17 protein-coding genes are annotated in these 11280 nt (G+C 49.8%); 4 read left to right on the forward strand and 13 right to left on the reverse strand.

Features of this window, described 5'->3' with window-relative positions:
* Positions 1 to 83: 83 nt before the first annotated feature.
* From NDA01_RS30005 to NDA01_RS30050, 10 genes are all read right to left on the reverse strand, one after another.
* A complete protein-coding gene (locus NDA01_RS30005; RefSeq protein WP_348230908.1) occupies positions 84 to 530 on the reverse strand; it encodes a tetratricopeptide repeat protein in 447 nt (148 codons plus the stop codon).
* Between the two features lie 59 nt (positions 531 to 589).
* Positions 590 to 1786 (reverse strand): tetratricopeptide repeat protein, encoded by a 1197-nt coding sequence (locus NDA01_RS30010; RefSeq protein ID WP_348230909.1) that lies wholly within the window; start codon positions 1784 to 1786, stop codon positions 590 to 592.
* Positions 1787 to 1791: 5 nt separating this feature from the next.
* Positions 1792 to 2553, reverse strand: a complete 762-nt coding sequence (locus NDA01_RS30015; protein ID WP_348230910.1) for a DUF928 domain-containing protein — start codon at positions 2551 to 2553, stop codon at positions 1792 to 1794.
* A 329-nt stretch (positions 2554 to 2882) separates the two neighbouring features.
* The gene (locus NDA01_RS30020; RefSeq protein WP_431193579.1) at positions 2883 to 3008 is read right to left on the reverse strand and encodes a DUF1579 family protein; all 126 of its coding nucleotides are present in this window, start codon (positions 3006 to 3008) and stop codon (positions 2883 to 2885) included.
* A 64-nt stretch (positions 3009 to 3072) separates the two neighbouring features.
* Entirely contained in the window at positions 3073 to 3351 is a 279-nt protein-coding gene (locus NDA01_RS30025) for a VOC family protein (RefSeq protein ID WP_431193580.1), read from the reverse strand.
* 23 nt (positions 3352 to 3374) lie between these two features.
* Positions 3375 to 3500, reverse strand: a complete 126-nt coding sequence (locus NDA01_RS32145) for a VOC family protein (protein ID WP_431193581.1) — start codon at positions 3498 to 3500, stop codon at positions 3375 to 3377.
* Positions 3501 to 3555: 55 nt separating this feature from the next.
* Positions 3556 to 3966, reverse strand: a complete 411-nt coding sequence (locus NDA01_RS30030) for a VOC family protein (protein ID WP_348230911.1) — start codon at positions 3964 to 3966, stop codon at positions 3556 to 3558.
* A 31-nt stretch (positions 3967 to 3997) separates the two neighbouring features.
* A complete protein-coding gene (locus NDA01_RS32150) occupies positions 3998 to 4849 on the reverse strand; it encodes a YciI family protein (RefSeq protein ID WP_431193582.1) in 852 nt (283 codons plus the stop codon).
* Between the two features lie 51 nt (positions 4850 to 4900).
* Positions 4901 to 5329, reverse strand: a complete 429-nt coding sequence (locus NDA01_RS30045) for a YybH family protein (protein WP_348230912.1) — start codon at positions 5327 to 5329, stop codon at positions 4901 to 4903.
* Positions 5330 to 5378: 49 nt separating this feature from the next.
* Positions 5379 to 5771 (reverse strand): YciI family protein, encoded by a 393-nt coding sequence (locus tag NDA01_RS30050; RefSeq protein WP_431193583.1) that lies wholly within the window; start codon positions 5769 to 5771, stop codon positions 5379 to 5381.
* A gap of 271 nt (positions 5772 to 6042) precedes the next feature.
* Here NDA01_RS30050 and NDA01_RS30055 point away from each other — a divergent pair, with 271 nt between their 5' ends.
* On the forward strand, positions 6043 to 7296 hold the full coding sequence (locus NDA01_RS30055) for an RNA polymerase sigma factor (protein WP_348230913.1): 1254 nt from the start codon (positions 6043 to 6045) through the stop codon (positions 7294 to 7296).
* A gap of 23 nt (positions 7297 to 7319) precedes the next feature.
* Complete coding sequence (locus NDA01_RS30060) at positions 7320 to 7760, forward strand: VOC family protein (protein ID WP_431193584.1); 441 nt, start codon at positions 7320 to 7322, stop codon at positions 7758 to 7760.
* Between the two features lie 33 nt (positions 7761 to 7793).
* Here the strand turns inward: NDA01_RS30060 and NDA01_RS30065 are convergent, their stop codons facing one another.
* Together NDA01_RS30065 and NDA01_RS30070 are read right to left on the reverse strand one after the other, a co-directional pair.
* On the reverse strand, positions 7794 to 9365 hold the full coding sequence (locus NDA01_RS30065; RefSeq protein WP_348230914.1) for a tetratricopeptide repeat protein: 1572 nt from the start codon (positions 9363 to 9365) through the stop codon (positions 7794 to 7796).
* A gap of 306 nt (positions 9366 to 9671) precedes the next feature.
* Complete coding sequence (locus NDA01_RS30070; RefSeq protein ID WP_348230915.1) at positions 9672 to 9920, reverse strand: hypothetical protein; 249 nt, start codon at positions 9918 to 9920, stop codon at positions 9672 to 9674.
* Positions 9921 to 10199: 279 nt separating this feature from the next.
* Between NDA01_RS30070 and NDA01_RS32155 the strand changes: the two genes are divergently transcribed.
* A complete protein-coding gene (locus NDA01_RS32155; protein ID WP_431193585.1) occupies positions 10200 to 10358 on the forward strand; it encodes an IS1/IS1595 family N-terminal zinc-binding domain-containing protein in 159 nt (52 codons plus the stop codon).
* 233 nt (positions 10359 to 10591) lie between these two features.
* A complete protein-coding gene (locus NDA01_RS30075) occupies positions 10592 to 10810 on the forward strand; it encodes a hypothetical protein (protein WP_348230916.1) in 219 nt (72 codons plus the stop codon).
* Between the two features lie 238 nt (positions 10811 to 11048).
* On the opposite strand, the gene NDA01_RS30080 is transcribed toward NDA01_RS30075, so the two are convergent.
* Positions 11049 to 11280: hypothetical protein (locus tag NDA01_RS30080; RefSeq protein WP_348230917.1), on the reverse strand; the 232-nt coding region annotated here is incomplete at its 5' end.

An 11280-nucleotide genomic window follows, 5' to 3' on the forward strand; every position in this document is an offset into this window, starting at 1 on the left:
GTCGCGTTCAAATATCAGGTGCGCAGTGGAAGCGTGAGAATGTTCCACAAGTGCTAGCTCATCGTTGCGCTTATCTCAATGGTTTAATTGGTCTGCAAAACTGACATGCTCCCGGGGGCAGGGACGATGACTAGACTGGCAGCACCAGATGATAGTCGCTGAGTCAGGAGATCGACAAAGGCACGGGCACGTCCCCGCTCGGCAATTTCCAACGCAGCATATGGGTTATTTTGTGCCACTCGGACTTCTTGTAAAGCCTGATAGGTACGAGCTTGTCCTTCAAAAATGGAGATTTTATTCGCATCGTTGGAGCCAAGCATTTGCCGCATTAATTCCCACACTTGAATCCCCTGCACCAACATTTTTTCAGCTTCGGCAAGGTTGCCAGCTTTCAAGAACGCCCCTCCGAGGTTGTTGAGTGCCAGACCCTCCCTCTCACGGTCTTTAATTTCGCGGGCGATCGCTAAATATTGCTGAGCATATTTGATCGCTTGAACATTGTTTCCTAAATCGCCGTAAGCGGCTCCCAAATTGCCCAGTGCTGCACCTTCCCAGTGCGGTCTTTAATCTCGCGAGCGATAGCTAAACTCTACTGCCCATACTCAATCACTTGGGCATTGTTTCCTAAATCGCCGTAAGCGGCTCCCAAACTGCCCAGTGCCTCACTCTCTCCTTGGCGATTTTCGATTTCACGGGCGACGGCTAAATATTGCTGACTATACTCAATGGCTTTCTCATAGTCGCCCAGTTTGAGGTAAGCGCCCCCCAAATTACCCAGTGCCGCACCCTCTACTAGGCGGTCTTTAATTTCGCGGGCGATCGCTAAACTTTGCTGTAAATATTCAATCGCTTTCTCATAGTTGCCTAAAGACCGATAAGCGAGTCCCAAAATGCTTAGTGCCACACCTTCCCCTCGGCGGTATTTAATCTCGCGAGCGATGGCTAACTGTTGCTGCGTATATTCAATCGCTTTGTCATAGTTGCCCAAATAGAGGTAGGCACCTGCTAAGTTGCCCAGTGCCACACTTTCTCCTTGACGATTTCTAATTTCGCGTGAGATGACCAACTGTTGCTGTAAATACTCGATCGCTTTGTCATAGTTACCCAGAGCGTGGTAAGCGTTTCCCAGAATGCCCAGTGCTTCATTTTCCCCTCGGCGGTATTTAATCTCGCGGGCGATCGCTAAATATTGCTGCCCATGTTTAATGGCTTTGTCATAGTTGCCTAGAGCATGGTAAGTACCGCCCAAACCGCCCAGTACCACACCTTCCCCTTGGCGGTTTTTGGTTTCGCGGACAATGGCTAAACTTTGCTGTAAATACTCAACGGCTTTGTCATAGTCGCTCCGAAAGAGGTAAGCGAGCCCCAAACTGTGCAGTGCCAGAAGTTCGTTTTGACGGCTTCTAAGTTCGCGAGCGATCACTAAGCCCTGCTGCCCATACTTAATCGCCTTATCATACTCGCCCAGAACGCTGTAAATGCTTACCAAGCTACTCAGGGTTACACTCTCCCATTGGCGGTTTTTGAGGGCGCGATAAATTTGCAGTGCCTGTTGACAGGAATTGAGCGCTGCTGAGAATTGGCTAGTCTGATACTGTTGAATTCCCTGCTTTAAGAGCCGATCGGCTTCGGCTTTACGGGAATCGATCGCTTGAGCGACAGCGGGAGGTGGGGTATGGAGAGGAAGACAGAAAGTAACAGGCAAAAGGCAAAAGGTAAGGGGCAGGAGGAAGCGCGATCGCACCTTGCGTTTGCTTGATTTGATCTGTTTGGAGGCAAGTTTCATGGGTTTTACAGTTTAGGTTGCGGCGGCTGGCGCGGCTCTTGACGCTGTCGTTCGATCGCTTCAATTTGCTTCAGGCGATCGCTCCAGTCTTTCAACGGTTGGGCTTCCGAAGTGGCAAGAGAATCAAGCAAATCCAACACGGCTGTCTGATTTTGAGCAGTCTGGGAGACTTTGAGTGCTGCTTTGATCGCGTCATACCATAGCCCAGCCTCCGCATACAGGTCGCTCTGCTGTTGGGGTGCTGGCGCAGCAGCTAGTTGAGTCTGCAACGACGCAGCAGGCTTGACCACTTCGAGTTCTGCCGCCACCACCACATTCTTCGAAGGAACATTTGGATTACAAACCAACACCACTTGCCACTTATAGGCTTGTCCAATCGTTAATTGGAGCAAATTTGGGGGCAAAGCAACCGACATTATCCCTGGTTGGCTCTGCATCTCAGTTCTGTAGAGCGGTTGTCCCGTGCGAGTAAACAGCCGGAATTGCAACGAGTAGGGAGTGCGATCGGGCACAAACCAGACGAACGTTGGACGCTGGGAACTCGTTTGCCCGATATGGCTAAACGGCACTAGGGGAGTTAATTTACCCGCTGCACTGCGATCGCAACTGTCCCCCCGAGATGTCCTGGGCATCGTTTCTTTAGGTGCCGAAGGACGCTTGGGCGGACGGTATTTTGCTAGCGCCATAGGCGCAATGCCAATCGATAGCGTGAGGATCAAACTAGCGATTAGTGCTTGCTGCTGGCGACGCTTTGATAAGTGAAGCATAGCGTAAATCCCTCCGACGTATGTCTTCTACAATAGACAGCCATTAACGAAACCAAAAGGAGATTACCTGTAAATCTCCCTTGCGGGAAAGCGCAATCGCGAGTTTTCAAGAGTCAGGAAACGAAAGATCCACGCGACACCCAAGTAGCAAATCATTAGGCATCGCATGACTGCTTTTTCCGACAATGGTATTACTTGCGATGCCCTGGCTCTTGGGGATAATCAGCGATCGCATCTTTAGCTACAAGTAACTAAGCCAAACCATGCTGGATGTCATACTTTGGCTTAGCCTTGTGCAGGATTTGGTTTCATCAGCGGAACGTTACGTCTTATTGCTTTCGCCGATAATGAGTGGTCATGAAGTGATGCCACTGCCCGTCATCTCCCAACATATGGGAAGTCAAGACTCGGTGATCGTCGCTCTTAAACTCGATCGCGTCTTTGTACTTTGTCATTTCTCGTCACCCATCATCGCTGGTCGAATGAGGATGGCGATCCCCTTCGGGTTGGTTCACACTTCTATTCCTGAGCAGATTCAACTCGATCAACTGGGCTGGGTTCCATATACACCAGTTCCCAAATATGACCATCTAAATCTTGAAATCCATGTGCATACATAAACCCGTGGTCTTGAGGTTCCTTGTAGGTTGTGCCACCTGCGGCGATCGCATTGCGAACCATCTCATCCACTTTTTCTCGGCTCTCCATTGATAAGCACGTCAACACTTCGGTACTTTTTGTGGCATCACAGATTGCATTTGGTGTAAACGTTTTGAACTTCTCATAAGTCAAGAGCATTACGAAGATAGTCTCGGAGACGATCATGCAGGCAAGGCAGCTGTTTCATCAGTAAATTGGGGATTGAACTGAAAGCCAAGTTGAGTGAAAAACGCGATCGATTGCTGGAGATTTTTAACAGGTAGATTGACGAAGATTTGAGTACTCATGGTTTTTTGGGGTGTAATCTGTTGTAGTTGTATCCGTTGAAAGATGATTCAAGGCTCAAGTTACTTGCTCACAGTTGACCATCCACGGTGTACCGAACTGATCAATTAATATGCCAAAGCGAACAGACCAAAAGGTTTGGGCGATCGGCATCTTGATTTTGCCGTTTTCCGCTAGAACGTGAAAAATCCGTTCGGCTTCGGCTGGTTCGGCAACGCTCATCTGCACATAGAAGCCTTGAGGAGGTTCAAAGTATCCAGGTGGACTGTCAGATCCCATCAACAGGCGATCTCCTAGATCAAGGCAAGCGTGCATAGTTTTGTCATACCACTCCGGTGAAACATTTTCTGCCGAAGGTGCTTCCTTGTGAGTCATCATCATGGTGATCTTGCCACCGAGACATTGCTCATAGAACTCGAATGCTGCCTCACAGTTGCCGTTGAACATGAGATACGGATTGATTTTCATAGGTACTTCCTGATCGCATCCAATGGATTTTTTATGGATTGAGGGTGAGACTTGCCTGAGCAGTTGTTGGATCAAATGGTACCGAAATATGTTCGTGTAAAATCTGCCAGTTGCCTTGATACTTCTGATACACAGCAGTGGCGCGCATCCACATTTGGGTAGCGGGATGATCTTGTTCCCCTTTGAAGCGAAACAACCAGTGAGCAGTTGCTAAGTTGTCATTCGCACTAACGGTGAGATCTCGGGTTTCCATCTCGAAAGAATCTGAAAAATAAGGCAAGCTGTCTTCCCACAACTGACGAACCGCTTCTTTGCCTTTGGTCTGGAATGGCAGTTTGACATCAAAGAGAATGATCTCATTGGCATAGCAGGACATAATTTGATCCACATCTTTGGAGCAAATCGCCTGCTGTTGCTCGGCAATCAGTTGGTGAATCTGAGTTTCGGCTGTATGGGTCTGTTCTGTTGCTGTTGTGGTGTTAGAAAATGACTCTGTGAACTCAGCAGTGGCTTCTTGAACATCCTCAGGAAAATCCTCAAATTCCTGCACTTGACGGATTTCGATCGTCTCGTTATTTGAGGCAGGACAGCGAGCAGCCCATGCAATCGCTTCCTCTTTCGAGTTCACTTGAATCATCCAGTAGCCACCCAGCACCTCTTTCACATCCGGGGGCACTCCTTCCGTCACTTGGGGATTTCCTTCACTGAATGTGACTCGCGCCCCCATGGAGGGTGGGTGAAGTCCTTCAAGGGCAATTAGGACGCCAGCTTGCTGAAGCGCTTCGTTGTATTTCATCATGGCTTCAACGGCTTTGGCATCAGGCATCACTCCTGGATCTGCGTTCTCGTAACCTTTGGGAATCATGAGCAACATAAATCGCATTGCCGTATCTCCTTGATTTGAGGTTAGAAAGTTTAGTTGTTGGGATTTGGACTAACTGTTTCCTGACTGTCTGCCAATTGGCATTGAAATATGCTGATGAGTGACCAACCATTTGTCCTCCAGTTTGCGGAGACAAAACGTTGCCCGTACCCATTCCTCAAAGGTCATACCATTGGGTTGAATGCCACCGCACTGGATAAAGCAATGCGCGAATGCTACGTCTTGACCTGTCGTGATTTTGAGATCGTGAATCTCAAATAGACTCGGACCTTCAGTGGTGGGTTGCCACTCGTCCCAGCTTTGGCGATAGGCATCGGCTCCCTCATACTTCAGTGGAGGCAATACATCGAAGATCGTGACATCGGATGCATGGGAAAGTAGAACTTCATCACGTCTTCCTGAACGGGTTGCGTCTGCCCATTTTTCTAACAGTTCTCTGATTAGCGTTTCATTGGTCATTTCGGTGATGTCATTTGCCATAGATGCTCCGAATTGGTGTCTCCCTTGGGGTGGCTATTTGGTTGGCTCCTCACAGGCAAAGCAGCCTTGCAATGAGAGTAGGGTCACTGCTGCTTCGGCAAACCTGCGACTTCAAGCACCGGACGAATTTCAACCGTTCCAACTCGTGCTCCTGGATCTGAGCCGCGATCGCGATCGCCTCATCGAGATCTTGAGCATCAATGAGGAAAAAACCACCCAATTGTTCGCGGGTTTCCGCAAACGGTCCATCCGTTATCAGTGATTTGCCGTCACGCACTCGGACACTGGTTGCCGTGGCGACAGGGTGAAGTGGAGCGGTTGACACATATTGTCCCTTGGCGTTGAGTTCCTGAGCGAGTTGAGCAGATTCCGCATAGCAATGCTCCCGCTCGGTTTCGCTCAGAGCGTTTTCATCCATGTAGATCAGCAGCATGTATTTCATTCGATTGCCTCCTTTGTTGTTAAGTCGAACCGCGATCGCTCAAATCGACACTTCACCAAAAAAATTTTCATTGAGTACGATCAAGCTTTGCTTCCTTTGTATGTCAGTCGAACGGCGATCGCTCAAATCGACACCTCTTGAAAATTTAATTATTTAGTACAATTGTTCTTTGTTGTCATGTATTGTTGTCGTGTTCCTTTATCAGCCAGTTGAACAGCAATCGCTCAAATCAACACCTTGTCAAAAATTTTGATGTCTTTTTATGTCAGATATGGCTTCAAACGCAAAATCGGATGTGGCTCAGGCGATCGCTGACACGTACCGCGCTGAATGGGGGCGGATTGTCGCCATTTTGATTCGGCTGGTGGGAGATTTTGATGTGGCTGAGGAAGCGGCACAAGAAGCGTTTGCGGCGGCTGTAAATCAGTGGCAGACCAGCGGGATTCCTGATCTTCCCCGCGCCTGGATTATCCGAACCGCTCGATACAAAGCGATCGATCGCCTCCGACGACGAACACGACTCACCGAAAAACTGGAATGGTACGCGGCATCTGGGTTAATTCCATCGAGCGAGGAGCCAACCTACGATAGCGATGAAATTTCAGACGATCGACTGCGGTTGATCTTTACCTGCTGCCACCCCGCACTGGCGATCGAGTCGCAGGTCGCTCTGACACTGCGAATGTTAGGTGGACTAGAAACTGACGAAATTGCCCGCGCTTTTCTCGTCCCTACAGCAACGATAGCACAACGGCTGGTACGGGCTAAGCGCAAAATTCGGGATGCGGGAATTCCCTACAAAGTGCCAGACACAACCGCTCTCTCTGCCCGAATCGAGGCAGTGCTGACGGTGATCTATCTCATCTTTAATGAAGGTTATGCGGCGACCAAAGGCGAGACAATTGTGAGAGCTGACCTCTGCACCGAAGCCATTCGGCTAGGGCAACTAGTACGAACGTTGATGGCACCCCAACCTCCCTCAGAAGTCACGGCACTGGTGGCGCTGATGTTACTGCACGACTCGCGACGAGATGCTCGTTTGGATGAGGCAGGCGAGCTCATTCTGCTAGAAGATCAGGAGCGGAGTCGTTGGAATCACCCACAAATTGCCGAGGCACTACCGCTGGTGGAAGCAGCACTGCGCGGCGGCACGGGTGTTTATGCTCTGCAAGCGGCGATCGCAGCACTCCACTGTCAGGCAACACGAGCCGAAGCGACAGATTGGGCGCAAATCGTACAACTTTATAACCTTCTGGAACGCTTACAGCCTTCAGCGATCGTGTCACTCAATCGGGCAGTGGCGATCGCAATGGCAGATAGTCCTCAAGCAGCCCTTGCCCTGATTGCTCAACTCACTCCTGAACTCGAAAGCTATCATTTATTTCACGCTACCCGTGCGGATTTATTGCGGCGTGTCGGAGCATTCCAGGAAGCAACCCAAAGCTATACGCGAGCACTAGAATTGGTTACCAATGACAGTGAGCGCCGCTTCCTAAAGCGTCGATTGCACGAAGTGCAGCCCTAACATCTTCACGTTCAATTTAACTCATGGAAAGTTCAGATATGGATCACAATCCCAGCATCCTCTCACACGTCTCCATCGGCACCAACGATTTCGAACGAGCGATCGCCTTCTACGACGCTGTGTTGCCAACGTTGGGCTGCAAGCGGTTGATGGAGCATCTGGGGGCGATTGCCTACGGCAAACAGTATCCCGAATTTTGGGTAGGAACTCCATTTGATGGGCAACCTGCAACGGTTGGTAATGGGACTCACATTGGTTTTATCGCTCCTACAAAAGAAGCGGTTCACGCCTTCTATGAGGCAGCATTAGCAGCAGGAGGCAAAGACGACGGTGCCCCCGGTGGCAGAGCCGAATATAGTGAGCCGTATTACGGCTGCTTTGTGCGCGATCCCGATGGACATAAGATAGAAGCTGCCTTCTGGGATGAGCAGCTTGAGCCAGAACTCAGCCAGGGCAATGTTTAACTCGCATCTCGACATTGCGGGGACAGAATTTTGCTACTCGATCGACAGCGCCACTTCAAGGGCTTGCTCTAGGAGTTCAGTGGCTTTTGCTCGATTGGCAACTCGGTCTTGGGCCATATATGCGCTAGCGATCGCGATCAGTGCTCGGCTCTTATATTCCTTTGTTTGTGTTGCTTGGGCAACTCGTAAGGCTGGCTCAAACTCTCCATTTTGGGCGAACGATTGAGCTAAAGCAGGCATCAACCAATCTAAATGAGCAGAATCAGCGGTAGGGGGTTGAATCGAGTCCACAATTTGCTTAGCTCGCTCTGGTTTTCCGGCCTCAGCATAAGCAAGCGCGACTTGGGGTAGAGTGCCTTGAACTCGCTCCTGTTGAGCAATTTGCAAAGCCTGGTCATACTGCTGATTGGCCAGATAATGTCTCACCATGTCAGACAGGGTTAAGTCTTTTCTGGTTTCAAGCGATCGCGCCACGTTCACTGCCTGGGCGACCTCTCCAGTTTTGGTATGATGCATCGCGATCGCTTGAAACACTTGCTCCTGGTCTACCCGTGTGTCAATGCGAGCGGCCAACTCACGTGCCGTTTGCAGCTCTCCGATTTCAGCATATCTGCTCGCCACTTGGGCCAGGGTAGGATTGCGCAGGGGAGAGGGGGTTAAGGCCTGTGCGCTTGATTGAGCGATCGCTAAAACCGCCTTAGCTTGGCTAGATTCCCCTACAGCTGCATACTGAGTCGCGACTGTGCTGAGCAAATGAACTTGCTCGGATGGAAATTGAGTTGACCGCAGTGCCTTAATTTCCGGTAGGACTTGATTGAGGAGTGCGATCGCTTGCGGTTTTTGTCCACTCAGGATTAGCATCTCTGAGACTTGAAGTTTTTGAGTGATGTCCCAGGAAATATCTTCTTGCGATTGCGACTGAGGCTGAGCGCGGACACTCCCTAGAGCTTGCTGAAGCGTTGGTAGCAAGAATTCTGATGGTCCGGTGCGTTTGAGTTCAAAGGCAATTCCCAGGAGGATTTGCCGCCGATTTCGAACATCCGGATTGCGTTGAGCAATGGCGATCGCTTCGTCTAAAACTTGTCGCGCTTGGTCGGGCTTTTGATCTTTTTGATAAGCTGCAGCAATTTTTACCATTGCGATGGGGCGAAACCAATTATCAACTCCTCGGACAATTGGCTGCGCAAAATCGTAATAACCGGCTTGGGCGTATTCACCCGCTCTGTTAAGCAATGATTCTTCCGGTGAGGTGGCGCTGAGCGTACAGTTTGCGATCGTCTGGGTGCGGGCAATCTGGAACGCTTTTGTAAGCAGTTGTTGTCCTTTACTCGTTTGGCCCACCAGCTGGTACCCGTTTGCAACCCGCATCAGAGGCGTTGCTTTATAACAATCACTTGGCATTGTTTCTGTGAGGAATAGCGCTTGGTCTAAAACTTTCACAGCCGCTTGCGATCGTTCGGTCGCTGCATATTGGAACGCAATCTCAGCCACTAAAGGAGCGTTAAGCCTGCTTCTTTCCTTTGCAAATCCCGGCTGATTCGGCACTAGCATCGTAAGCAGAGCCACAACTGTTAACCTTGCACCGCGTCTGATTCCTAGTGCCATGTCTCCGCCCTCAATTTTGGCAATGTAGTCATGATTTAGATGACGCAAGATCAAGCGATGAGTTCGGCTTGTGAATCAAGGTTCACTCAAGTTTTATCAATACTTGCAACTGTTATTGTCTGGTTGAGTCCAGTGATCGAGTCTCACCTGAGCACCGAGTTCGCTAAGATGCCGAGTTTTCCACTAGTTAGGGGGTTTCCACCTTTTGGCCACCTCTAATGATCTAGGTTTTTGAATCTTGCTTAGTCTAAACTCCAATTCCTAGAAGCACGAAGCTTAGGGAACGCATAGCAAGATTTACATCAGTCACTCCGTGGCAACCCAACCCTGCTGCACATACAGTGTGGGATGAATCCCATCTATCGTAGTTGCTGCAAGTACCATACCTTGTGCTTTAGCCCAGTTGAAGCAGGCATTAAAGCCAGGTGGGGGAGCAGAGGTGGCAGATGGTGCAATGGACAAGTCCCAGGCTTGCAGGATGGCTTGATGGAGATAGCCTATGGGGTTACGAATGGAATGGGGTTGTCGTTGTTGTTGGGGGTAGGCGATCGCCACTGGAACTCATTCGAGAAACTGGGCGATCCCGCCTTCAGTGCCTTTGGCAGTAAGGTGCTAGAGCCTTGCCCGATTGCTTGGGCAACAGCCCCAACAAGTTCTGGGAATTTTGAGTCTGGATTGTTCAGAAGCTTCCCAGAACAAGGGGCGAAAAAACTGTCCTTTGCAGTGTTGATCTCCCTTGTTCTAGGAACGGTACTGCAATTTTGCGAAGGAAAAAGGTCAAAGATAATGGGGATAAATCGGTTGTAGAACGGCTGACTGAGCCTGAAACCTCACTTGTTCTCCCCCACAGGTGGGCTTGATGACATCGTCAAACAGAGTTTCACTCGACGAGGCAAGCAGAACTACGAATGTCGAGATTGTGGCCATCAGTTTGTGGAAGCCCCACAGTGGCGAGTCATTCCTCCTGATAGTAAAGCTCTCCTAGAGTGTTGACAAATCTTCTAGAATCTCCCGACCTACTTGCGTCCCACTCGCTAAAGACCCCCAGCAGAGCAGAGATGTTAGAGGTTCTACGGGTAATGATGAAGTGCTTCGCAAGTCTACTCTAGGACTGCCTACGGCTTAGTTCAGCACTGCGGGGCCGCGATCGCTCCACATCACATCAATCAAATCTTTTGTGTCTCAATCCACTCGCTCGCCTCTGGGTTCTGGCCACTGACCCATCAGTGACCAGAACTCGTTGCATGAATCGCGATCGCTCTCAACCCCCCATCCTTCTCAAACAGCGCGGTTTACAACCTCAACCCTTGAAATTCCTCCTGCCCCTCTCTCTCCCTCAAGCTCCTCTTCCGAATGCCAGCCCCCAGATCAATCAACCACTTGTCCTACCATTAGAGGCTGCGATCGCGCCCCCTAAAAGAGCGTATGAACCAATACCCTGTTAAATGACAGTTCCACTGCGCGTGATTCAGGAGATATCGAGGTACCGCAGCTTGCAGGCACTTCAACGGTATCTAGAGGGGTCGGAACTGCAATTGGAGGCGACAATTACCTCTTTGAGGTTTTGGCGTACCGTTGGTGGTTAGTCGATAGTTAGCTTTGAAATGATATGGGGAAGATTCGCTCTATTATCCAAAGTTAGATCAATAGCCAAATTTTCAGTCTAATTTCCTAGCTAGAGCGCTATCCTTTAGTGGCAGTTACGTCTACTTCTGAGTGAGTGTTGGAGCCAAGTTGGGTTAATGGTTGAAGCAACGGGGGAGCTAAGTTTTCAGAGATTTGGTCTGGGGGCGATCGCAGGGCAAACGCATCTAAATTGGGGCAAGAGAGTGGGTGAGATACTGGATTAGAGCGTTTTAGCCAGAGACTCCTAACTGACCATGCCATCAACTGCTGCAAGCCTTCTAGAACATTT

The sequence above is a fragment of the Trichocoleus desertorum AS-A10 genome (assembly GCF_039962155.1).
Taxonomy (GTDB): domain Bacteria; phylum Cyanobacteriota; class Cyanobacteriia; order FACHB-46; family FACHB-46; genus Trichocoleus.